Here is a 24,034-nt window from a genome sequence, read left to right on the forward strand (position 1 = left end):
TCGTGAAGATAAAAATTTTACTACTTTTGGCAACTTTCATCTTGGTTGGATGTGGTTATAAGCCCGTCTCAAAGATTACGAACGACATAATGGGCGACCGTGTATACGTAAATGTGCTAATAAGCAAAGAAGAGCCTAAAAACAGCGTTTGGATCAAAGATAGCGTACTAGAGGGTATCGTAACAAGGCTAGGCAAGCGCATGAGCTACGATAAAAACGAGCCTACGGCGATAACCGTCTCGATCAAATCGCTTAACTACCAAGCGCTATTATATGATGAAAACGGCTATGTGACGTCGTATAAGGCGATACTAACGCTCAATTTCGACACCAAGTTAAAAGGCGGCAAGATACTATCGGTGACTACTTCTGGCGAGCACGACTTTACCGTTTCGCAAAAGGTAAGGGATACTAGATTTGCCGACGGCGTTATCAGTGAGAGCGAAAAATACAACGCCATAAAAGAGGCTTCGCAGGAGGCTTTTGACGAATATATCGCCGTGCTTGCGGTAAAAGGGCTAAAAAATGGCGACTAGCGTCAGCCAAGTCATAAAAGAATCTATCCAGACCATGAAAGAGCGCGGGCTCATGCTAACTCCGGATAACTACGCCGAGGTTTTTTGCGAGATAGCGAAAAAAAACGGCGTAATAGTGCCTGATTGTCAGAAGCTTGAAAAATACTCGGCTCGCCTAAACGATGAGCTTAAGGCGCAACTAAAACAAAAAAACGTAAGAAACTTGGACGAGCTTTTTGCTTTTATGGCGGCTAGGCTAAATTCGCCCGGGCTTGCCGAGTATCCAAAACTAATAAATGCGCTCGTAGCTATGAATAAAAAGGTTTTTCAGGCCGTAGCTTCGTTGCATAATAAAAATGCTAAAAATTTAGCCGAAGCAAGCTCGGAAGCTCTAAATAGAAGACTAGATGCGCAAGCTATAGATAGAATAAAAGATAAATGGTTCGATTTTTTAACTGATTACGACGATAGTTTTTTGAAAAGATTGGGCGTTTACGGTGTTAAAAATTTTAGCGACTTAAAAGATATCGTTGCTGAGCTTGAGGATGTTTTGACGAAAGAGCAGGCTTGCGAAAAACTAGTCCCGCTCATATCGGATATGCTAAGACCTTCTATCACCGATAAAATCGACGGCGAAATAGAAAAAGTAAATAAAGTTTTAAAAGGCGATCCAAATCTTCTGGAGGATTTTGCTACTAGAAAAAATATAGAAATTTTGACCAAAAAGCGTATCGAACTTGATAGGGCCGAGATTTCTACGAAAGTCGGATCGCTGGATAAGGTTTTGGACGGTATAAACGATCAAATAGCAAGCCTGATCAGCAGTTCTTCTAAAAGTTCAAGCCAGATGCAGTTTATCAAAAACGATCTAAATTCGATAAATTTAAACGAAGATAGTTTCGAGGGGATCAGGGATAAGTTAAAAAATATCGCCGATACCCTGGACGTCGAGGTTAAACAATTGGGCGAGCAGATGCTAAGCGATCAGCAAACTATACAAGAACTACAAGCTAAAGTTAGCAGGCTAGAAGTAGAGTTAGAAAGCGCGAAAGCCGAGAGTAAAGAGGATTTTTTAACTAAAACAGCGACTAAAAAAGCGTTAATGGAAGAGCTTGGGCGTTTAGAGATTGATTTTTTACAACAAAATGCCGACTATGCCGTGTGTTTTTTTGACATAGATCATTTTAAAAATATAAACGATATATACGGGCACGACGCCGGCGACGTAATAATAGCAAGCGTAGGAAAAACTCTTAGGGGTAACTCTAGGGAAGTCGATTTCGTAGCTAGATACGGCGGCGAGGAGTTTGTGGTTTTGTTGCCGGGGTTTGATATAGCACAGAGTATAGAGTTTGCGGACAAGGTGCGCGATGTGCTAAAAAACTCCAAATTTTTATACAAAGACGAGCGCATTAGCGTTACGGTGAGTTGCGGCGTTGCGATACGCAGCCAAAATCAAAGCCAAGCAGCCGTACTAGAAGCTTCGGATAAAATGCTATACCAGGCTAAGCAAAACGGCAGAGATCAGGTAATGCCTAAAATTTAATGAAACTCGAATATTTTTTAGAAAACAAACCCCTTTTTTACAAGGAAATCAACCGCGCGCGCATGCCGAATGCCTTTAAATTCGTGCAGGGCGCGTTTAAAATACCAAAAATCATCCATCTTATCGGCACGAACGGTAAGGGTAGCACGGGGCGATTTTTAGCGCAAATGCTCGCGCGCGGTCATAGCGTCGGCCACTATACGAGCCCGCATATTTTCGAGTTTCGCGAGAGATTTTGGATGAACGGCGCCGTAGCTAGCGCGGACGCGCTCGAGACGGCTCACGAGAAGCTGATTAAAATTTTGCCCCCCGAGGTCGCGCGTTCGCTTTCGTATTTCGAGTACGCGACGTTGCTTTGCGCTCCGCTTTTTGAGGGGTGCGACTTTTTCGTTTGCGAGGCTGGCGTAGGCGGCGAATTTGACGCTACGAACGTGTTTGACAAGCGCCTTAGCCTCTTTACTCCGATCGGTTTTGACCACACGGCGCTGCTGGGCGATACGCTAGAGCGGATCGCGACGACTAAATTTAACGCGATGGCGGACGTTGCTTTGATAAATGATGATATGAGCGAGCTTTGCGCCAGTATCGCGCGAAAAATCGCCGATAAAAAAGGTGCGACGCTCAAATTCGCTTCCCAAAATTTGACCAACGAGGATAAAAACGAGATTAAAATTTACGCGGAGAAATTCGGCTTGCCCAAGTTTTTGCGCTCAAATTTGACTCTTAGCTCTTCGGCGTTTAAGGAGCTTGGATTTAGCTTAAATTTATCAAATTTAGGCGCGCTAGATCTAAGCGGACGCTGCGAAAAGATCGCGCCAAACGTAACGATCGACGTCGGACACAATGAGATGGCGGCGCAAGCCCTAGCTAAAAAATTTGAGGGCAAAAAGCTAAATTTGATCTTTAACGCCTTTGCGGACAAGGACATAAAAGCCGTCATAAAGGCGATCAGGCCAATCGTCAAAAAGACCTACATCATCGAGTACGAGACGCCGGGCCGCGAGCTTGCGACGGAGCAGGTGAAAGAGGCTTTGCGCCAGCTAGATATTGAGTTTGCGGACTTTACGGACGTGCGTGCGGACGAGGAGTATCTGGCGTTCGGGTCGTTTTACCTCGTGGAAGCCTTCTTAAAAAGGTACCGCGGTGCAAAGTGAGGTTTTTGAGTATTTTTTAAACGGAGGCGATGCGCAGCTGCTCGTCTGCGAGGACGATAAGGAGGCTATCGCGGCTCTTAGCGCGGCGGAATTTGCCGGGCTTAAGGTCTTTAGATTGCCCGATTTTAGAGCGCGCGAGGGTGATGATCTGCGCAGCTTTAGCGCCGAGCTTTTCGAGCTATCATCCGAGTTAGCCAAATTTTACGAATTCGAGGGCAAAAAGCTCCTCATCAGCCCCGTTTGCACGGTTCTAAACAAACTTCCGGGCAAAAAACATCTACAAAAGCTAACGCTAAATTTCGGCGATAAAATCGATCCAAAAGAGCTAACCCAAAAGCTACTGCGCTTTGGCTACGAGGCGGTGGGTATCGTGGAGAGCGAGGGCGAGTTTTGCGTTCGCGGCGAGATTATAGATATTTTTTGCGTCGGCGCGCAGGAGCCAAACCGCATTTTGCTATTTGACGATGAGATAGAGAGTATCAGGCACTACAGCACGCAGACGCAAATTTCAAACAAAACCGAACTAAAAAGCGTTGAAATTTCGCCTTTTATCGCGGCTCTGGGCGAGGCCGAGTTTAAAAAAACCTCCGAAAAAATAAAAGATATGCAAACGGACGCGCTAATCAGCGACCTAAAGACGCTCGGATTTTGGGCGATAGATGGATTTATCGACTATACGCGCGAATTTAAAACGGTTTTAACGAAAAAATTTGACGACTTTGAGCGGGATCTAGGCGATGTGGCAAATTTGCCAGTATTGCCCGCAGCTAAAGTTTATAAAGACTTAAGCGTAACTTTAAACGCCGATTTTTTCGAGCTAAATAAAAATAAAAAAATCAAGGTTTTAGCGCGCAACGAGGGTCTTTTTAACGCATTAAATTTAAGCGAATACAAAAACGTCGAGTTCGTGCAAACCGAAGCGGCGTTAAATTTGGTCTCACCAAGTGAAATCATCGTATCGCTAAACAAATTTGAAAAGAAAAAGCGCGCCAAAAAACCGAGTCTAGCGATCGACGAGCTAAAGGCGGGCGACTACGTCGTGCACGAGGAGTACGGCATCGGCAAATTTACGGGGCTTGAAAAGCTAACGGTGCTAGGCAGGACGCGCGAGTTCGTCGTGATCGTTTATCAAAACGAGGATAAGCTGCTTTTGCCCGTCGAGCATTTAAATTTGATCGACAGATACGTCGCGGGTAGCGGCAGTATCGCGGTTTTAGACCGCCTGGGCAAGGCAAATTTTGCCAAGATAAAAGAAAAAGTTAGAGCCAAGCTTTTCGTAATCGCGTCAAAGATTATTTCACTAGCTGCCCAGCGCGAGCTAATCCGCGGCGAAATCATCGAAAAAGACGATGCGGAGTATCTAAATTTCTTGCAAAACGCGGGCTTTGCCTACACGAGAGATCAGGAGCGCGCATCAAGCGACATCGCAAACGACCTAAAAAGCGGCAAGGTGATGGATAGGTTGCTTAGCGGCGATGTGGGATTCGGTAAAACCGAGGTTGCTATGAACGCGATATTTAAATGCGTAAAATCGGGCTTTCAGGCGCTATTTTTCGTGCCGACGACGCTTCTTAGTTCGCAACATTTTAAAAGCCTAAAAGAGCGGCTGGGCAAATTTGACGTTAGCGTCTTTAAACTTGACCGTTTCACGAGCGCAAAGGAAAAAGTGGCTGCGGTTAAGGCGCTGGAGGCGGGACAGCCTTGCGTTTGCGTGGGTACGCACTCGCTTTTATCGGTTAAGCCGTCAAATTTAGGCCTCATCATCATTGATGAGGAGCATAAATTCGGCGTCAAGCAAAAAGAAAAACTAAAAGAAATTTCAAGCGCCTCGCACGTGCTATCTATGAGCGCAACCCCGATACCGCGCAGCCTAAATATGGCGCTTTCAAGCGTCAAGGGCTATTCCGTCCTACAAACTCCGCCAAGCTCGCGCCTAGACGTGCGAACCAGCGTGCGCGAGTGGGACGAAAAGGCGGTAAAAGAGGCCATCATGCGCGAACTGCGCCGCGGCGGGCAAATTTTTTATATCCACAACCACATCGCCACGATGCCTCAAGCAAAAAAGCAAATTTTAGACATCATGCCAAATTTACGCATCCTCACGCTGCACTCCAAGATCGACGCCAAAACGACCGAAGAGGAGATGATGAAGTTTGAAAACGGCGAATACGACGTGCTGCTAAGCACTAGTATCGTAGAAAGCGGCATCCATCTGCCAAACGTAAACACCATCATCATCGAGGGCGCGAATAAATTCGGTATCGCAGACTTGCATCAGCTACGCGGACGCGTCGGCAGGAGCGACAAGCAGGCGTATTGCTACTTCCTGGTCGAAGACAAAAACGCCCTAAGCGCGGACGCGCTAAAACGCCTAGTCGCGCTTGAGAGCAACTCGTTTTTGGGCTCGGGCAGCGTGCTAGCCTACCATGATCTGGAAATCAGAGGCGGCGGCAACCTGGTGGGCGAAGCTCAAAGCGGCCATATCGAGGCGATCGGCTACTCGCTCTACATCAAAATGCTCGAAGAAGAGATAAATAAACTGCTAAATAAAGAGAGCTTTGAAAGCGCAAAAATCGATCTGAAACTCAGCATAAACGCGTTTTTAAACTCGGAGTTTATCGGCGAGGATAGGCTGCGTCTGGAGCTTTATAGACGGCTTAGCAAGTGCAAAGAGGTGGCCGAGGTTTACGGGATAGAGGGCGAGATCGAGGATAGATTCGGCAAGCCCGACATCTACACCAAGCAGTTTTTAAGTCTCATTATAATTAAAATTTTAGCGATAAAAGCGGGCTTTAAAGCCATCTCAAATGCCGAGCAAAATATCGTACTAACCGCGCAAAACGGCGAGCAAACCAGGCTAAGATCAAAGAGCAAAGACGATGATGACGTGATAGAGGAGATCTTGATCTATCTTAGAAAACTAAACAAAGGACGGGCGGAAAAATGATAGACTGGAACACGACTGCCGCAGCGATTTATAGGCGTAAATTCGGCGCATTAAAAGGCGTGATAGACGTTGATTTTACGCAGCTTGACGGGCTTATCGGGATTGAAAAGCAAAAAGAAGAGCTCGTAGAAAATACGCGAAATTTTTTAGAAGGCAAGGGCGCAAATCACGCGATACTGTGGGGTGCGCGAGGCTGCGGTAAAAGCAGCCTGGTTAAGGCCGTTTTTACTAAATTTTACCCAGATGGCTTGCGGCTAATTGAGCTAAAAAACGACGAGCTGGAGATGATACCCGAGATCATTTACGAGATTAGGGATAGCAGTTTTAAATTTATCATTTTTTGCGACGACCTTAGCTTTGAGGCGGGAGACATGAGCTATAAATTTTTAAAACCCGTGCTTGAGGGCTCGATCGAAAAGGCGCCTAAAAACGTGCTAGTCTACGCCACCTCAAACCGCCGCCACCTGATCAGCGAACTAAAAAGCGACAACGAGGGTGCAAAAGTCGGCGAGACGGAGCTGCACTATAGCGACGCGGTCGAAGAAAAGATCGCGCTTAGCGATAGATTCGGGCTTTGGCTCAGCTTTTATCAGGGCAGCTTTACGGACTATCTAAAGATAGTTGATTTTTATTTTAAAGATTTCGTTGGCGACAGAGCCATGCTTCACGAGCTAGCTAAGCAATACGCACAGCTTCGCGCGAGCCGCTCTGGACGCACCGCGAGGCAGTTTTATCTGAGCTATAAAGATAAAATTTGATGGCAAATTTGACTAGAGTGGGCTTTGTCGGCGATATCGTCGGACGCGCAGGACGAAGCGCTGTTATACAAAATTTGCCAAAATTTAAGCGCGAGTTTGAGCTTGACTTTATCGTCGCAAACGCCGAAAATGCAAGCGGCGGCTTTGGCCTAACCGCAACAAACGCGCATGAGCTGCTAGAGTGCGGTATCGACGCGATCACGGGCGGCAATCATAGCTTTGATAAAAAAGACGTAGTCGCGTTGATGGACGCCCTGCCTATCATTCGCCCGTATAATCACTTCACGGGAACTGCGGGGCGCGGCGCGATAAATTTGAGTAAAGAGGGCAAGAGCCTAAGCGTGGTAAATTTGATGGGGCACTACGGCTTGCCGCATACGAACAACGCCTTTTTGGAGGCCGAGCGCGCGCTAGAGGAGTGCGAGAGCGAAAATATCCTCATAGACTTTCACGCCGAGGCCACGAGTGAGAAAAACGCCTTTTTTAGTCTATTTTGCGGGCGAATAGGAGCCATAGCGGGCACTCACACGCACGTTGGCACCGATGATTTGCAAATAGTTAGCGGCACCGCATACGTGAGCGACGTAGGGCTTAGTGGGGCATTTGACGGCGTCATCGGCATGGATGCTGAAGCGCCGGTGAAGAGCTTTTTAACGGGGCTAAAGCACTCGTTTAAGGTAAATGAAAAATGCAGGCGAATCTTTCAAATGGTCGTGTTTGAATTTGACGGCGGGCGCTGCACGGATGCCTTTAAGGTCCGCGTGATAGACGGAGTTAGCGAGCCTTTGGTGCAGCGAGCGGTTAAATTTATATAAACGAGCGCAAATTTGAGCCGCACAAGGCTAGCGACGGCTTTTACTCAAATTTAAGCGCGGCGGCGTTTTGGAGGTAAAATTTGAGCAATAGTCTGGCGTAAAATTTGCTAAAAACAAAGAAAAAAGGAAAAACTATGGATAGCACGCAGCTTTTTTTAGCGCTAAAAAACGCGGGCGTAAAGGCTGACGCGGACGGCCCTCTTTGGTGGCCAAATGCGGGCACCTTCGAGGTCGTTGTGGGTGCCGTTTTGATACAAAATACCAACTGGAAAAATGCGGACAAGGCGCTAAATAATCTAAAAAACGCAAATTTGATGAGCGTTGAGGGCATCGTAAAAACTCCCGCGGCCGAGCTAGCCTTGCTCATAAAACCAAGCGGCTTTTACAACACAAAGGCAAAACGCCTAAAAACGCTTTGTGACGCGATTTTTAAAAAATTCGGCGATTTTGAAAATTTCAAAGAAAACGTAAGCCGAGAGTGGCTGCTTGGCGTCAAAGGCATCGGCGCAGAGACCTGCGACGCGGTGCTTTGCTACGCGTGCGGACGCGACGTGATGGTCGTAGATAGTTACGCTTTGCGGATTTTGAGCTTTTTGGGATATGGGTTTGAAAGCTATGAAGAGGCGCAGGAGTGGCTAGAGGCCGTAGATAGCGAGCAGATTTGCAAAGCATACGGACGCGAGTTAGGCATGAATGAAATTTACGCCAAATTTCACGGCAAGATAGTGGAGTTTTGCAAGGCGCACTTTAACGGAAAGAGGCTAGACGATGCCGGCGAAGAAATACTAAAATCTATAAAATAGGAGCAAGGATGAAGATAAATTTTATAAATTTACAAGCTCAGTATCAAAAATACAAAAACGAAATCGACGAGCAGATCAAAGAGGTGCTAGATAGCTCGGTCTATATCGGCGGCAAGGTCGGCGAGCTGGAGGAAAATCTGGCTAAATTTAGCGGCGCAAAGCACGCGATAGCTTGCAGTAGCGGCACGGACGCGCTGCTGTTAGCCTTTATGGCGCTTGATATAAAGCCCGGCGACGAGGTCATCACGACGCCTTTTACCTTTATCGCTACGGCCGAGATGATAGCGTTTCTGGGCGCAAAGCCCGTATTTGTCGATATCGACGAGAGGACGTATAACATCGATCCAAATTTGATCGAAGCAAAGATCACGCCAAAGACCAAGGCTATCGTGCCGGTGTCGCTTTTTGGGCAGGCGGCGGATATGACGGCGATAAATGCCGTTGCGCAAAAGCACGATCTAGTCGTCATCGAGGACGCCGCGCAAAGCTTCGGCGCGAGTCAAAACTGCGTAAAATCCTGCAACCTCTCGCGCATCGCTACGACCTCGTTTTTCCCGGCTAAGCCGCTTGGTTGCTACGGCGACGGCGGAGCGATATTTACCGACGACGACGCCCTAAACAAAAAGATACGCATCCTGCTAAATCACGGCCAGTCCGAGCGCTACATCCACAAATACATCGGTATAAACGGCAGACTCGACGCCATCCAGGCGGGCATTTTAAACGTCAAGCTAAAATACCTTGACGCCGAAATCGCAAGACGCCAAGAGATCGCGGCGAGATATACTGGCGAACTAAAGGGCGTCGTAGCGCCTTTCGTCGCGGAGGGCAACGTCTCGGCGTGGGCGCAGTACTGCATCCGCGTAAAAGATAGAGCGAAAATGCTAGAAATCTGCGCGCAAAAAGGCGTGCCGACGGGAGTTTATTACCCCGTGCCACTGCATTTGCAAGAGGTGTTTAAGGATCTTGGCTATAAGCTTGGGGATTTTGCCGTGAGTGAAGCGGTAGCGCAGGATATAATGGCGCTACCGATGTCTGCGTTTGTAACCAAAGAGGAGCAAGACTATGTCATCGAGGTTATAAATAATGCTTAAATTTGCGCTCATAGGTCTTGGCGTCATGGGCAAAAACCACTACCGCGCGCTACAAAACGTCGCTGGCGTGCAGATAGCCGCTCTTTGCGATCCGTTTTGCAAGGAAAATTTCGCGCAAAAAATTTACTTGGGTCTTGACGAGATGCTAGAGAGCGAAAATTTAGACGCCGCCGTCATCGCTACGCCGACCTCGCTACATAAAGAAGCGGCGCTAAAATGCATGCAAAAGGGGCTAAATTTGCTCATCGAAAAGCCCGTTTGCGCAAATGCCGCAGACGCTCAAATTTTACTTGACGAAGCGCAAAAGCGAAATCTAAAGGTAGTCGTCGGGCACGTCGAGCGCTTTAATCCAGCGATCGCGGCTCTAAAAAAAGAGCTTGAAAACGAGGAAATTTACAGCGTGCAAATAACTAGAAACGCGCCATTTCCACAGCGTATCGCAGACGTTGGGATACTGGCTGATCTAGCCGTGCACGATATAGATCTCATTAGGTTTTTAAGCGGCAAAGAGATAAAAAGAGCCGATATAAAATGCTCGCGCAAAATCCACGCCAAATTTGAAGACAACGCGGTTTTGTCGTTTGAGATTGAGGGCGAGATAACGGCTCTCATCGCCACTAGCTGGCTCGCGCATAGACGCAAAAGAACGGTCGAGGTTGCGTGCAAAGGGGCGGTTTACGAGGCTGATTTGCTAAATCAGAGTCTTATTAAATTTAGCGAATTTGGCGCGAGCGCGTGCAAAATGCAAAATATATTCGTCAAAAGAACCGATCCGCTAACAAGCGAGCTGGAGGACTTCGTGCGCCTACTAGGCAGCGGGCAAAGCTCGGGCGCTAGCATAAAGGACAGCCTAAAAACGCTAAAAATTATAGAGAACGCGAGCTAAATTTTAAGCTGAATTATAAAAGAAAATTTATTTTTTTATTTATATTTATAGAAAAAGAAGTTATTATTACACGATTTTTTCAAAAGGAGTCTAAATGATATATGAAAACATCGTCCAAACCATCGGTAAAACCCCGATCGTAAGGATAAACAGCGTGCACGAAGAGGGCATGGCTGAAATTTATGCAAAGCTTGAGTTTTTTAACCCGGGCGGCTCGGTAAAAGATAGAATCGCTGCAAATATGATCCTAGGCATGCAAAAAGAGGGCGCGCTAAAAAAAGGCGACGTCATCGTGGAGCCAACTAGCGGCAACACCGGCATAGGCGCGGCTATGGTCAGTGCGGCGCTAGGATACAAGGTCGTGCTAGTGATGCCAGAAACCATGAGTATAGAAAGACGCAAGCTGCAAAAGGCTTACGGCGCGGAGCTCGTGCTAACCGAGGGCGCAAAGGGCATGAAGGGCGCGATCGAAAAAGCGACCGAGCTCGTGCGTGAAAAAGGCTACGTAATGCTAAGCCAGTTTGAAAATAAATTTAACCCACAGGCTCACGAGCTAACGACTGCAAAAGAGATCATGGATGATTTTGAAGAGCTTGACGCGTTTGTAGCCGGCGTAGGCACTGGCGGCACGCTAAGTGGCACGGCTAGAGCGCTAAAAGCAAACGGCTATAAGACTAAAATCGTCGCCGTCGAGCCAAACGACTCTGCCGTGATCTCCGGCGAAAAACCGGGTCCGCATAAGATCCAAGGCATAGGAGCGGGCTTTATCCCGGCTACGCTCGAGACCGCCTATATCGACGAGATAGAGCGCGTAGATAACGATGAGGCCTTTGAGACGGCTAGAAAGCTGGCTAAAGATGAAGGTATCCTGCTGGGTATCTCGGGCGGCGCGGCTCTGGCGGCTGCGGTGAAGGTCGCAAAGAGACTAGGTAAGGGCAAAAAGGTGCTTTTCATAGCTCCTGATAACGGCGAGAGGTATCTTAGTACCCCGCTTTACGAGGCGTGATTTGGGACTGATAGCTGAGCTAAACGAACTAGTCGCGACCGTACGCGAAAAGGACCCGTCGGTAGCCTCGTGCTGCTACGGGGCGATCCTCGTAAACACTCCTGGCATCCATGCCGTCTTTTTTCATAGATTCGCGCACTTTTTGCATGTTAAAAATTGGCGATTTACGGCGCGCTTCGTCTCGCAGATGTCTCGCTTTTTAACGGGCATCGAGATACATCCGGGCGCCAAGATCGGCAGGCGGCTTTTTATCGATCACGGCATGGGCGTGGTTATCGGCGAGACGGCCGAGGTGGGCGATGACGTGCTGATCTATCATCAAGTAACCCTGGGCGGTACGGGCAAAGAGTGCTGCAAGCGCCACCCGACCGTAAAAAACGGCGTCACGATAGCAGCCGGCGCAAAGGTGCTGGGAAATATCCTAATCGGCGAAAACGTAAAAATAGGCGCGAACTCGGTCGTGCTAAAAGACGTGCCCGATAATGCTACGGTCGTAGGAATTCCTGCTAGGATCGTGCGGATAAACGGAGAACGAGTCGGCGAGTAGGTCAAATTTACGCCGGCTCAAACTTTTTTATTTCATCAAATTTTAAAATTTAAATAAACGGCGAGATTTAAATTCGGCAAATTTAATTTGGGCAGTAGAATTTGCAGCAAATTTGAGCCAAATTTACTCCTCAAATATCGGAAGTTTCGGCTCTTTTGCTTTTTGTGTTTTACTGCCGATGTTTAAATTTTGCGCATCATTCGCGGCGCTCAAATTTTTATTATCGTCAAATTTATCAGCCTGCACAGCGTCGTCAAATTTGACCGGCTCGCCGGCTTCGTTCGTCGTGATCTTGAGTCGTTTCATCGTCTTGGCTGATTTGCTAAACTCTATTAGATCCTCGGTTGTTTTTACTTCGCTCGGGAGCTTTTGCAGTGAGTGTTTAAATATTTCAGCCGCCGCGATAGCGTCGCTTAGGGCTCTATGATGGGTATTGTCGATGCCTAAAAGTTCTTTTAGCGTTCCTAGACCGTATTTTGGCGAGGCGATAGTGCGGCGGGCTAGGTCGATCGTGCAGAGTTTGCGGTTTAGTAGCTCTCCGTATCCTAGCGCCTCCAGCGTCGCGCTGATAAAGCCGTAGTCAAAGCGGACGTTGTGTGCTACGAAAACGCTCTGACCCAAAAAGACTTTAAACTGCTCCATGACAAAGGCAAGGCTTGGCGCGTTTTTTAGGTGCTCTGCGGTGATTCCCGTTAGTTCGCTGATATTTTCCGGGACGTACGGCGCATACACGAATGTTTCAAATTTGCCGATTATTTCGCCATTTTGTAGCTTTAGTGCGCCGATTTCTATGATCTGGCCGCTATTTATGCCGCCGCTAGTTTCTATATCCACGACGCAAAAAATTTGATCTTTTATCTCATTGCGCCGCGTTTTTAGCTCGATTTGGTTTTTTGCGGTGCGGGTTATATCAAGCCCCAGCGCGCGCCACATCTGCACGTCGCGAACATCAAAAAGCTCGGCATATTCGTCCATTTGCTTGGTTGCGGCGACGAAGTCCGCGTAGGGCACGTTTCGCTTGGCGATGACGGCTAGTAAATTTTCAAAATCTTGGTTCAAAACTCGAGCTTTAGCGAGCGGATAGAGTGCTCGTATGAATTTGACGAAAATATATAACTGCCCGCCACGACGATATCCACGCCCGCTTCGTCTAGCTGCGCGACGTTTAGTCCTGTCACGCCTCCGTCGACTTCGATCATGCATTTGGCGTTTTTGCGCTCGATCATTTCGCGTAAGCTACGGGCTTTTTCGAGTACCGAAGGGATAAATTTTTGACCGCCAAATCCCGGATTTACGCTCATTAGCAGCACCATATCGACCTCATTTACGATGTGCTCGATCGCTGTGACCGGCGTGTGCGGGTTTAGCACGATAGCGGGTCCTACGCCGTGGCTTCGGATGTGATCGATTAAGCGTAGCGGATGCTTTTCCTCCTCGATGTGAAAGCTTAAAAATTTAGGCTTCAGAGGCAAAAAAAGATCGGCGAAAAAGGTGTTGTTTTGAACCATCAGATGTATATCTAGCGGCTTTGTAGCAGCCTTGGCTACGGCGTTTACGACGACGGGGCCGATGGTTAAATTTGGCACGAAATGCCCGTCCATCACGTCAACATGTACAAGATCGGCTCCGGCTTCGCAGATGGCCTCGATCTCAGCCCTTAAATTTCCAAAATCCGCCGATAAAATACTCGGTGCTACATACATTTTAGTGTCCTTTATTTGCTTAGAAAAAATATCGCGTCCATGCCGTCTATATCGAGTCGTACGAGGGCGCCTTTGTTTTTTTTGTCTTCCTCTTTGATCTCTTCAAAAACATGCGGCAAGGTGAAATTCGCCTCTATCTTTCGGCTCTTTAGCCATGCCTCAATGCGGTCTGAGATGACGCTAAGCAGGTCTGCATATGCTTCGGTTATGCTTGCTTCACCGCCTTCTTGGAGTAAAATTTTGCAGATACTACTAACGGCGTTTTTTTCGACGCAGAGGATAAATTTGGCGTTCATCTCGCCGTAAAACGCTACCGAGCCCATGCAAAATTTCTCCTCGTCGCAACTAAAATTTGTTACTTCGGTGCTATTACGAGAAATAGGTAAATTTGATAAAGAGGCTAGCGTGTCCATCACTACTTTTAAGATATCCGGTAAAAGATCTATTAATTCTTTTGTTATATTTTTAGGTTTTTCGTCTTCTATGCTACCGCCGCCTTCTATTGTCGCGTCGTCATTGAAAAAATCCTGGATCGTATCGTAAAGTAGTATCCCGCAGTCCTCTAAATCATGAAGTAGCGCTTTTGAGACGTTAGGCTTTTTTAGTCCGCACATAGCTATGGTTGCACCGCTATCGGCACACTCCATCGCGAGTTTTGCCAAAAACGACACGCCGTGAATATTTATAAAACTTGATTTTTTCATATCAAAAACAAAAAATTTAAAGCCGATTTTTAGCGATTGCAGGAAACTTTTATAAGCGAATTTGTCTGCAAATTCCGAGTCTATAAAGCCGTTTATCTCGTAAACCACTACGTTTTCTTTAAGGGTAGTGGATAATTCTTTTTTATTTGATTTGATGTCGGTCAGGCGGATGGCGCACTCAAAATCTTTATGTAAACGATTAAATTCTTCCTCGTCTTTTGCGATAGTCGGTTTGTATCCGCGCCCCGATAATGTTAGCGCAATCTGGCGCTTTTGCTCGATATCGGCATTAAAAACTATGATTTGTTTATTTTCAGATTCAAATGCTCCCCAAAAAAGCAGAGCGACGTTTAGCGTCTCGAAAAAAGATAAATTTAAAACGTCTTTAGACATTCTTTTGAGCGCTTTAAATTTTATCTCATTGTAGTCGCAAAAGCCTATATCGGCGTCATTTTCCTTTGTTATTCTTGAGACGGATTCAAGGATTAGATTAAAGCCTACCTTGTTAAAATAAACGGTATTTTTAAGCGATATTAGGATATGACGCGGAGCTTTTTGGCGTAGATATTTTATATTTGCGTCGCTGATTTCGTATTTATCGATATCGCCGTCTAAAAAGCCGGAAGGATAAAATATAGCTACGTCGTCTTTAAAATCTAATCTCATAAGATAAAAGAATTTCCTAAAAAAATGATATTTTTTACGTAAATCGAGCCGGTAATTTTTTAAAATTTAACCGTGTTTAAATTTTGTTATTTTAGCTTTTTTATCCATAAATTCAGTTTAAAAACTAACGCGTTTGTAAAAGCGGCTTTAAGCTTTTATTTTGTTTATTTTGGATAAAATCAGCAGAAATTTTTATTTTTAAGGAAACAAATATGTCAAGAGTATGCGCAATAACAGGCAAAGGTCCGATGGTAGGCAACAATGTCAGCCACGCGAAAAATAGAACGAAAAGAAGGTTTTTGCCAAACCTAAGAACCATCCGCGTTACGCTAGAGGACGGCACTACGAGAAAGATCAAAGTAGCTGCTTCTACGCTAAGAACAATGAGAAAACAGTCACGCTAAATTTACCGCAAATTTGAGGAGTTGTCTTTGTTTAGAAAGATTTTAAAATTCCTCAACTGGTCAAGTTCTGCAAAACCTCAAATTAGTCTTAATACCGAACTTTACGAACAACTTCGCCCGTTTCGCTTACCGCTCATCTTAGTCGTTTTGATGATGATGGTCGGGGCTATGGGCTATGTCACGATCGATAATTTTAGCCTGATAGACGCGATTTATCAGGCCGGTATGACTTTTACGACCGTCGGTTTTACCGAGGTCGCGCCTATTTCTCCGGCCGGCCGGATTTTTACTATCACTTTTATTTTGCTAGGCTTTGCCGTTTTTACGTTTTCTACGGGTTTGATGCTCGAAGTTTTAAAAAAAGGCGCGCTCGTAGCGATCATAAAGGAAAGACGAATGTTATATAAAATCGCAAGGTTAAAAAACCACTTTGTCATCTGCTATCACAACCAATACACAATGGAATTAAGCCGCGAATTTAGGGAAAATCACATCCCATTTATCGTTATTGATCCGCGTGAGGATCTGCCGGAAATCGCGGAAAAATACAAGTATCCATACTATATCGTCTCTCAGCCGCACACGCAAACGGCGCTTTTAAAGACGCATTTTTCAAGCGCAAAAGGCATGATCACGCTAAGTCCAAATATCGCTGACAACATCGCTCTCATCGCAACAGTAAGGCTGTTTGAAAAAGAAATCGGGCGCAAAAAGCCGTATTTTATAATGACAAACTCCGATAACCAAGACGATACCGAGCGCCTAAAAAAGCTCGGCGCAAACAGCGTCGTGAGCCCGTCAAAACTCGTCGCCCAGCGCCTTAGCGCGATGAGCGTACGTCCGGATATGGAAAATTTGCTCGAGCAGTTTTTGTATAAGCAAGACTCGCCGATCGACATCGAGGAGATATTGGTGCCTGATTATTCGTGGGTGCGCTTTAAACGCCTAAAAGAAACTAACCTGCGAAATATAACAAACGCCGACGTCGTTGGCATCAAAGACGTAAATAACAAATTTATCCCGATGCCAAAGGGCGATACGCTGATAGGCACAGGCACGAAGCTGCTTGTTATCGGCACCGGCGAGTCGATACGCCTAACCAAACGCGTCATAAAAAGCAAGCATAAGCCAGAAGAGCTAAAGTACGTTTAAATTTGAGCTTTGCACGGTAAATTTACGTTGCAAAATCACTGCAAATTTGACGCAAAAACAATTCATCGGTGCCATAAAATTTGATAAATTTAAGCTTGACGTAGGCTAGGTAAAATTTGCCAAATCGCCCAAATACGGCGCGTTTTTAACCAGCTCTTAAAATAACATTCGCTAAAATTAAATTAAAATTTAATCCATCAAAGGAGCAGATATGTTTCATGAAGACAGAGAGCTTATAACCAAGCTAAAAGGCACGAATGCGAGATTTACGTCGCTTTTCGACAAACACAACGACCTAGACGAAAAGATCGCCGAGATGCAAAAAGGCAACGTTTATAACGATGCGGAAGTGGATGCTCTAAAACGCGAAAAACTCAGACTAAAAGACGAAATTTACGCCTTTTTAGCCGAGTATAAAAAAGAAAATAATCTTTAATTTAATAGCGGCGGACGATTTGTACCGCCGTTTTCTGCCTCAAATTCTCTCAAATTTTTATCTTTGATTAGCTGCAAATCGCGCCAAATTTAACTCAAAACCAGAATGCAAAATCGCTGCAAAAACACCAGATTTGATGCAAAATATAAATTTGTTTTCAAATTTACAACGCGGCTACATCGAAATCTTTTTGAGTACCCAAAAACCGCCATTCCGACGCATAAAATAATAACCGCCCAAATATATTCCATCTTATTTTCTTGCCTATTTTTGCCGAAGCTTAATTTTTTTGTTTATTACGACACAAACTCGCACTTTTCGGAAAGACCGTGATTTAAGATAAAATTCGCTAAAATTTATAAAAGTTTAAAAAGGATGGAAAATGGATGAGACAAAGAGCGTTTTTATCAACCGCGAGCTTAGCTGGTTGCGCTTTAACTCGCGCGTTTTAGCTCAATGCGAAAAGGCGTTGCCGCCGCTTGAAAAGCTAAAATTTATCGCGATTTATATGACGAATTTGGATGAATTTTATATGATCCGCATCGCGGGACTAAAGCAGCTTTTTGCCGCGGGAGTCGCAGCTAGCGGTAGCGACGGCATGAGTCCGCTCGAGCAGCTAAGAGAGATCAGAAAATACATCAAAGACGAACTCGCGCTCGTGGAAAAACACTATAAAGACGCATTAAAAGAGCTCGCGCAAAACGGGCTTTTTATGAAAAATTACGACGAAATCTCGCCCGAACTTCGCGCTAAATGCGACGAGTATTTTTTCTCAAATATCCTGCCCGTCATCGTGCCTATCGCGGTTGACGCCACGCACCCGTATCCTCATCTAAACAACCTTAGCTTTAGCCTAGCCGTTAAGCTTGCCGACGCGGATAGTCCAGAGATTATAAAATTTGGCATGATACGCATCTCGCGCGTTTTGCCGAGATTTTATCAAGCGGCCGACAACGTCTACGTGCCGATAGAAACGATCGTACACCGCCACGCAGAAGAGATTTTTCCGGGTTACAAGCTGCTTAGTTCGGCGGCGTTTAGGGTCACGCGAAACGCCGATATCGTCATCGAGGAAGAAGAGGCCGATGATTTTATGATGATCCTCGAGCAAGGGCTCAAGCTACGCCGCAAGGGCGCCTTTGTCCGCATGCAGATACAAAAGGACGCCGACGCCGAGATAGTCGAGTTTCTAAACTCGCATATGAAGATTTTTTATAAGGATATCTACGAGTACACCGTCCCGCTCACGCTAAATTCGCTCTGGCAAATCGTGGGAAATAAAGAATTTTCGTACCTTTGCCTACCGCCGTACGCGCCAAAGACATTGCCGCCTTTTAGCACTCATCTCTCGATGTTTGACGTCATCGATAAAGAAGACGTGCTAGTCGTGCATCCCTACGAGAGCTTTGATCCCGTCGTGCAGTTTATCAGGGAGGCGAGCAAGGATCCGCGCGTGATCTCGATCCGCATGACGCTCTACCGCGTCGATAAAAACTCGCCTATCATCCAGGCTCTCATCGACGCCGCAAACGACGGCAAGCAGGTAACCGTGATGGTCGAGCTAAAGGCGAGGTTTGACGAGGAAAACAACCTACACTGGGCAAAGGCTCTAGAGGACGCCGGCGCACACGTGATATACGGCATCACGGGCTTTAAGGTGCACGCAAAAGTGAGCCAAGTCATCCGCCAGGAGGGCGGCAAGCTCAAATTTTACATGCATCTATCCACGGGCAACTACAACGGCGGCTCGGCGAAAATTTACACCGACGTGAGCTATTTTACGAGCAGGGCGGAGTTTGCGAGCGATACGACGACGTTTTTTCACATACTTTCGGGTTTTTCTAAAAACCGCCGTTTGCAGACGCTTTCCATGTCGCCGATGCAGATAAAAGAGCGCGTGCTAGAGATGATAAAGACCGAGACCGCGCACGGCGAGCAGGGCAGGATCGTGGCCAAGATGAACGCGCTAGTCGATAGCGACATCGTGGACGCGCTGGTAAAGGCAAGTAGCGCGGGCGTGAAGATCGATCTCATCGTGCGCGGCATCTGCTGCGTGCGTCCTGGCGTGAAAGGCCTAAGCGAAAATATCCGCGTGAGATCGCTCATCGGCAAATACCTTGAGCACGCGAGGGTATTTTATTTTAGGCACGCCGACCCTCAAATTTACATCGCATCCGCTGACTGGATGCCGAGAAATCTCGAGCGCCGCCTAGAGCTCATGACGCCGATAATCGATAAAAATTTGCAAGAGCGTTTGCTGGAGTTTTTGCGCTTGCAGCTTAGCGATAACGAGCTAGCGTTTGAGTTGCAAAACAGCGGCGAATATGCCAAGGTAAGACCGAAAGAGGGCGACGCGCGTATAAACTCGCAAGAGGTGCTCGAGGAGTACGTGAGCGGGATATATAAGGCGACGAAAAAGGATACCGATAAGGGGAAGAGCGAGCAGATGGTGGCGAAACTGCTAAAAGAAAGTTGAGCGGCTCGTCTTTTTGCTCTATACTTCGTTACTTGTAAATTCGGCTCGGTCATTACCTATATGGCAACTCCCGTCGCCAAATTTAAAAGCGCCTCGTCTAGAACAAAAATATTTCACCTTGTCGTTTTATATTCAAATTTGAAGTCGATTTGTAAATTTTGACTTCAAATTTTACCCACCGAGACCTGCACCTTGATGCTGTTAAAATTTAACTCACAAATTTACAGAAATCTCCGCATGTCGCGAATTTTACTTCGCCGAGCTTTTTGTCGCACGCATTTCGGTCAAAATTTGAAAAACACCAAAATACGCCGAATTTAAGGGATAAAATGAACTCTTTCAATGCCTTTTTCTCTGGTTTTTCGCTCGGGCTCTCGCTGATTTTACCCATCGGAGCTCAAAATGCCTTCGTGCTAAAACAAGGCATCAAAAAACAGCATGTTTTTCTAGTTTGCGCTATCTGCGCGCTTAGCGACGCTGCACTGATCTTTGCGGGCGTATCGGGGTTTGGCTACGTGGTTGAGCGCTATCCCATCATCAAAACCGCCGCGCTTTGGGGCGGATTTGTCTTTTTGAGCATTTACGGAATTCGTGGCCTTTATAGCGCATTTAGCGCATCGCATGCTCTAGCAGCCGGCGGCGAGGATACGCGCGGTGCGGCTAAAACGGCGCTTCTAACGCTAGCTTTTACGTGGTTAAATCCGCACGTATATCTTGACACGGTCGTGCTTCTTGGCTTGGTTTCTACGAAATTTAGCGAGAGTGCGGGACTCTTTGGTATGGGCGCGATGTGCGCGTCGTTTGCGTTTTTCTTTTCGCTCGGATACGGAGCTAGGTTTTTGGCGCCGCTGTTTAAAAACCCCGCCGCGTGGAAAATTTTGGAATTTTTCGTCGGCGTTACTATGATAGCGCTTGGCGTGATGTTAGTTGTCGGCGAGTGAGGGTGCTCAAATTTGATGCGAAATTTAGCTTGCGCGTATTTTGCAAGTAAAATTTAATGCTTGCGGTAGTAAAATTTCGCAAAATTATGTTTACAGGAGAAGCGATGAAAAAGCTGATTATTTTTATGATTGCGCTGATATTTTGCGGGTGCGGCATAGCATCAAAAGGCGACGGAAGCTCAACTAGCGAAAATTTACATATAGCTAGAAAGGTTGCGATAGATGTTGCAGGCGGGCAGATTAAATTTAGCCAGGAGGCTCACGAAAAATTTTGGCGAAATTTAAACGCGTCAAAAATGCGTTTGCCGAGCAAATTTAACCCATATATCAACGCTGATAAGGATGCGCTGGACTGGATAAAGGTCGATGCCTATGCTATGATAAATTTGAATATAGAGTTTTTAAAATCTGTCCTTGAAACTTCAAGAAATGGGACGGTAACTAAGACCGATAAATTTAAGGCCTATGAGAAAAACATTGAAAAACTAGCTCCGAGCGTGGCTACTTATGCGACTGAGCAGCAGTATAAATCAAAAATGATTATAAAGGATATAATTGCTAAATATGCCGACGAGCTAATAAATTGCGTAGGTGTAGATAAATTTAGTCTTTCTCAATATGCTATGCGGATTATTAAAATCAGCGATAACGGGATGACGGTGTATTTTGATTTTGAAGGCGTCAAATTCCGCGATCTAACTAGAGATGGCGTGGAGGCGATCTTGAAGGGCTTGGAATACAGAAAAGACAGTCTAGATAAGCTTTTCGACAAAGATTATCGTCAGTAACCGCTAAAATTTAGTAAAATAAAGGATAAATTTACTTCATTGGCGACGTTCATGGCTGCTGTAAAACCCTTTGCCCATGATAGATTGTTTCCCATGTGGTGCTGATTCTAAAATTTGCTTTACGGCTGATCTGATAAACCGCGGAGATAATAACATTCAAAAACGGCGGAGCCTAAGCCCCGCCGTAAATTTAAGCGCCTATGATTTTTGGTTTTGAAAACGCTCTGATAGGTCTTATTGCGCCTTTATATTTTTCGACTTGGACTAAATTCGTATGCGCGATGTTGCTTTGCGCTAGCTTGCTCGTGCCTTTGTCTTTTGTGAGCACGTTTACGCATCCGTGCTGGCACAGGCTCTTTTTGCCGTAGACTTCGGGGTCGTACCATGCGCCTTCGCATATGATTACGACGTCGTCTTGGGTTATGTCGCTCACTATCGCTCCGCATAAAATTTCGCCCCTGTCGTTAAACACCCTAACCACGTCTCCTGTTGCGATGCCGCGCTTCTTGGCCGCGCTTTGGCTGATAAATATAGGCTCTCTTCCGTTTACTTCAGCGTATTTTCTAACTATGGAGTTATCTAGCTGAGAGTGTAGCCTAAAGCGAGAGTGCGGAGTATTTAGTGCGAGTGGATATTTCTTTGTTTTTTCTTTATCGCCAAGCCACTCGGTAGGCTCAAACCATGCCGGATGCCCTAGGCAGTCGTCGTATTTCATTTTTGCGATGACGGGCGAGTAAATCTCGATCTTTCCCGATGGCGTTCCGAGTCTAAATTTATTCGGATTTTCTCTAAAATTCGCAAATCTAGTGTAGTATTTTTTCTCTTCGTCTTTTTTGTCGAATTTTACGTATCCTTTCTCCCAAAACTCGTCAAACGTAGGCAGATTATCGTATCCGAGCGCTTTGGCTTGGTCCATGGCGTCGGCGAAAATTTCTTTTATCCACTCCATCTCGGTCTTGCCCTCGGTAAATACCTCTTCCATGCCCCATCTCTTGCAAATTCCTTTGCAAATTTCAAAATCGCTCCTGCTCTCGCCCATAGGCTGAACGGCTTGTTTTATGGCAAAGATATACTCGCCAGTAGCGTTTGACTGCTCTATGTCGTTTCTCTCAGGCTCGATAGCTGCAGGCAGGACTATGTCGCTGAGCTTAGCTCCGCTAGTCCAATAAGGCTCTATGGTTATCACGGTATCGAGCTTTTTCCATGCTTGTACCGCGCGGTTTATATCCTGATGTCTCGTAAATATCGAGCCGCTAGCGCTTACGGAAACTCTCATATGCGGGAGTTTATAAATTTCGCCGTTTCTTTGCATCTCTTGGCCCGGATTTAGGAGTGCGTCTATTATTCTGCTGTTTGGCATGACGTAGCCTTTGTTTTTTACCCAAGGGCTATTTTCTGTGGTGTATTTTTCGCTAGGAACCGAGCTTAGGCCTTTTAGAGCCGGTGCGATAAAGCTATCCGTGCTGGTTTTATGCCCCTGATCGCAAGTCATAAAGCCGCAGCCCTCCTTGCCTATGTATCCTAGCATCGAGGCTAGCGTGATGAGAGCCCAATATGACTGCTCTCCGTGATCTTGTCTTTGGATAGCAAAACCGCTTATTATCAAAGACTCGTTTTTAGCTAGCGACACGCATAGCTCCTCTAGCTTTTTGACGCTTACGCCGCAAATTTTGCTAGCCCAGTCTAAATTTTTAACCACCTTGTCGTTAGTGCCTAGGAAATAATCTTTAAATTTATTAAATCCAACGGTGTATTTGCCTATAAAGGCTTCGTCGTATAGTTTATTTTCGTATAGATAGTGGCACATGCCTATCATCATGGCCGTATCCGTCCCCGGCACCACTCCTATAAAGTCCGAGTTTAGATACCTGATCGTATCGTTTTTATAGGTATCTACGGCGTAAATTTTCTTTTCGCCTTTTGCATTCATATCTTTTAGCTTGGCATACACGTCGTAGCCCTCGTGAGTTGGAGCGCCTACGCCTATTTCATTGGTTACTACGGGATTGCTTCCCCAAAAAACTATCGTTTTAGCAGACTTTAGTACCGCTTCCCATTTCGTAGGAACTTCGTTTGGCTCGATAGTTCCGATAACGTGAGGCATGATAACGTGACCAGCACCATAGGAGTAGTTGCCGTCCTCTGAGACGAAGCCGCCTAGTATCGTTAGCATCCTTCTAGCCGTAGCTCTACCCCAGCTGACTTTACCGCTGCCGCCCCACCAGTAGCACTCTCCATAGATGCTCTCGGGGCCGTACTTTTCAAAATTTTCTTTTAGAGCTTTTGCGGCTAGATCAAGCGCCGTATCCCAGCTAACTCTTACGAATTCCTCCTCGCCTCTAAGCTCGGGTTTATTTGGTCCTTTTTTCTCCAAATAACTCTTTCTAACGCAAGGATATAGTACTCTGCTTTCGTTTTGGACGCAGTCTGCGACGGCGTTATTTAAAGTGCTCGGGAATTTATCCGCCTCAAAAGGATCTATGCTAGTTATCTGTCCGCTGACTACGTTTGCGTAAAACGGACCGAATCTATTTGCGCAAAAAACCTTTTTCTGATCAAAAAGTGTCTGAGTGACGCCCTCTATCCTGTTAGCTTGCAGGCTGACGCCGGCTAGCGCGCTAAGCTTTAAGAAATTTCGTCTTTTCATTTTTCTCCCTTGAAATGAAATTTGGTTATCTCGTCTTTGGTGTTGC

Annotated in this window: 21 protein-coding genes; 17 read left to right on the forward strand and 4 right to left on the reverse strand. The window is 46.1% G+C overall.

What is annotated here, in order from left to right:
- The first annotated feature begins 2 nt into the window (after nucleotides 1–2).
- The 11 genes from lptE (at nucleotide 3) to cysE (ending at nucleotide 12,071) form a co-directional block, all read left to right on the forward strand.
- A complete protein-coding gene (lptE, locus tag EE116_RS06035) occupies nucleotides 3–536 on the forward strand; it encodes an LPS assembly lipoprotein LptE (RefSeq protein ID WP_122873663.1) in 534 nt (177 codons plus the stop codon).
- Nucleotides 526–2,061, forward strand: a complete 1,536-nt coding sequence (locus EE116_RS06040; protein ID WP_122873664.1) for a GGDEF domain-containing protein — start codon at nucleotides 526–528, stop codon at nucleotides 2,059–2,061. The genes lptE and EE116_RS06040 overlap by 11 nt, the downstream gene beginning before the upstream one ends.
- Nucleotides 2,061–3,215, forward strand: coding sequence for a folylpolyglutamate synthase/dihydrofolate synthase family protein (locus EE116_RS06045; protein ID WP_122873665.1), 1,155 nt, complete (start codon nucleotides 2,061–2,063; stop codon nucleotides 3,213–3,215). The genes EE116_RS06040 and EE116_RS06045 overlap by 1 nt, the downstream gene beginning before the upstream one ends.
- Nucleotides 3,205–6,162 (forward strand): transcription-repair coupling factor, encoded by a 2,958-nt coding sequence (gene mfd, locus EE116_RS06050; protein WP_122873666.1) that lies wholly within the window; start codon nucleotides 3,205–3,207, stop codon nucleotides 6,160–6,162. The genes EE116_RS06045 and mfd overlap by 11 nt, the downstream gene beginning before the upstream one ends.
- Nucleotides 6,159–6,920, forward strand: a complete 762-nt coding sequence (locus tag EE116_RS06055; protein ID WP_122873667.1) for an ATP-binding protein — start codon at nucleotides 6,159–6,161, stop codon at nucleotides 6,918–6,920. Before mfd ends, EE116_RS06055 begins: the two co-directional genes overlap by 4 nt.
- A complete protein-coding gene (locus EE116_RS06060; protein WP_122874448.1) occupies nucleotides 6,920–7,735 on the forward strand; it encodes a TIGR00282 family metallophosphoesterase in 816 nt (271 codons plus the stop codon). Before EE116_RS06055 ends, EE116_RS06060 begins: the two co-directional genes overlap by 1 nt.
- A gap of 134 nt (nucleotides 7,736–7,869) precedes the next feature.
- Nucleotides 7,870–8,538: a 3-methyladenine DNA glycosylase gene (locus EE116_RS06065; protein ID WP_122873668.1), complete on the forward strand. Its 669-nt coding sequence runs from the start codon at nucleotides 7,870–7,872 to the stop codon at nucleotides 8,536–8,538.
- Between the two features lie 8 nt (nucleotides 8,539–8,546).
- Nucleotides 8,547–9,632, forward strand: coding sequence for a DegT/DnrJ/EryC1/StrS family aminotransferase (locus tag EE116_RS06070; RefSeq protein ID WP_122873669.1), 1,086 nt, complete (start codon nucleotides 8,547–8,549; stop codon nucleotides 9,630–9,632).
- Nucleotides 9,625–10,518, forward strand: coding sequence for a Gfo/Idh/MocA family protein (locus EE116_RS06075; protein WP_122873670.1), 894 nt, complete (start codon nucleotides 9,625–9,627; stop codon nucleotides 10,516–10,518). Before EE116_RS06070 ends, EE116_RS06075 begins: the two co-directional genes overlap by 8 nt.
- Before the next feature lie 94 nt (nucleotides 10,519–10,612).
- Nucleotides 10,613–11,524 carry a cysteine synthase A gene (gene cysK / locus EE116_RS06080; protein WP_122873671.1) on the forward strand — a complete coding sequence of 304 codons (912 nt, stop codon included), beginning with the start codon at nucleotides 10,613–10,615 and terminating at the stop codon, nucleotides 11,522–11,524.
- Nucleotides 11,525–11,534: 10 nt separating this feature from the next.
- The gene (gene cysE / locus EE116_RS06085; RefSeq protein ID WP_420886354.1) at nucleotides 11,535–12,071 is read left to right on the forward strand and encodes a serine O-acetyltransferase; all 537 of its coding nucleotides are present in this window, start codon (nucleotides 11,535–11,537) and stop codon (nucleotides 12,069–12,071) included.
- Nucleotides 12,072–12,194: 123 nt separating this feature from the next.
- Here the strand turns inward: cysE and EE116_RS06090 are convergent, their stop codons facing one another.
- From EE116_RS06090 to EE116_RS06100, 3 genes are read right to left on the reverse strand one after another with little or no spacing between them, the layout of a single operon-like run.
- A complete protein-coding gene (locus EE116_RS06090) occupies nucleotides 12,195–13,130 on the reverse strand; it encodes a 3'-5' exonuclease (protein WP_122873673.1) in 936 nt (311 codons plus the stop codon).
- On the reverse strand, nucleotides 13,127–13,774 hold the full coding sequence (gene rpe / locus EE116_RS06095) for a ribulose-phosphate 3-epimerase (protein WP_122873674.1): 648 nt from the start codon (nucleotides 13,772–13,774) through the stop codon (nucleotides 13,127–13,129). The genes EE116_RS06090 and rpe overlap by 4 nt, the downstream gene beginning before the upstream one ends.
- Before the next feature lie 11 nt (nucleotides 13,775–13,785).
- The gene (locus EE116_RS06100) at nucleotides 13,786–15,144 is read right to left on the reverse strand and encodes an STAS domain-containing protein (protein ID WP_122873675.1); all 1,359 of its coding nucleotides are present in this window, start codon (nucleotides 15,142–15,144) and stop codon (nucleotides 13,786–13,788) included.
- A gap of 212 nt (nucleotides 15,145–15,356) precedes the next feature.
- Between EE116_RS06100 and rpmB the strand changes: the two genes are divergently transcribed.
- The 6 genes from rpmB to EE116_RS06130 all read left to right on the forward strand — a co-directional run bounded on the left by rpmB (nucleotide 15,357) and on the right by EE116_RS06130 (nucleotide 21,341).
- Nucleotides 15,357–15,548, forward strand: coding sequence for a 50S ribosomal protein L28 (gene rpmB / locus EE116_RS06105; protein ID WP_002945979.1), 192 nt, complete (start codon nucleotides 15,357–15,359; stop codon nucleotides 15,546–15,548).
- Between the two features lie 27 nt (nucleotides 15,549–15,575).
- Complete coding sequence (locus EE116_RS06110; protein ID WP_420886350.1) at nucleotides 15,576–16,700, forward strand: potassium channel family protein; 1,125 nt, start codon at nucleotides 15,576–15,578, stop codon at nucleotides 16,698–16,700.
- 211 nt (nucleotides 16,701–16,911) lie between these two features.
- Entirely contained in the window at nucleotides 16,912–17,136 is a 225-nt protein-coding gene (locus tag EE116_RS06115; protein WP_002946649.1) for an HP1242/YdcH family protein, read from the forward strand.
- A gap of 382 nt (nucleotides 17,137–17,518) precedes the next feature.
- Entirely contained in the window at nucleotides 17,519–19,612 is a 2,094-nt protein-coding gene (locus EE116_RS06120) for an RNA degradosome polyphosphate kinase (RefSeq protein ID WP_122873677.1), read from the forward strand.
- A gap of 329 nt (nucleotides 19,613–19,941) precedes the next feature.
- Nucleotides 19,942–20,553 carry a LysE/ArgO family amino acid transporter gene (locus EE116_RS06125; RefSeq protein WP_122873678.1) on the forward strand — a complete coding sequence of 204 codons (612 nt, stop codon included), beginning with the start codon at nucleotides 19,942–19,944 and terminating at the stop codon, nucleotides 20,551–20,553.
- Nucleotides 20,554–20,657: 104 nt separating this feature from the next.
- A complete protein-coding gene (locus tag EE116_RS06130; protein ID WP_241091495.1) occupies nucleotides 20,658–21,341 on the forward strand; it encodes a hypothetical protein in 684 nt (227 codons plus the stop codon).
- Between the two features lie 190 nt (nucleotides 21,342–21,531).
- Here EE116_RS06130 and EE116_RS06135 read toward each other — a convergent pair whose 3' ends face one another.
- A complete protein-coding gene (locus tag EE116_RS06135; protein ID WP_122873679.1) occupies nucleotides 21,532–23,988 on the reverse strand; it encodes a molybdopterin-dependent oxidoreductase in 2,457 nt (818 codons plus the stop codon).
- Nucleotides 23,989–24,034 lie beyond the last annotated feature (46 nt).

The sequence above is a fragment of the Campylobacter showae genome, from assembly GCF_900573985.1.
In the GTDB taxonomy this organism is placed as follows: Bacteria; Campylobacterota; Campylobacteria; order Campylobacterales; family Campylobacteraceae; genus Campylobacter_A; species Campylobacter_A showae_E.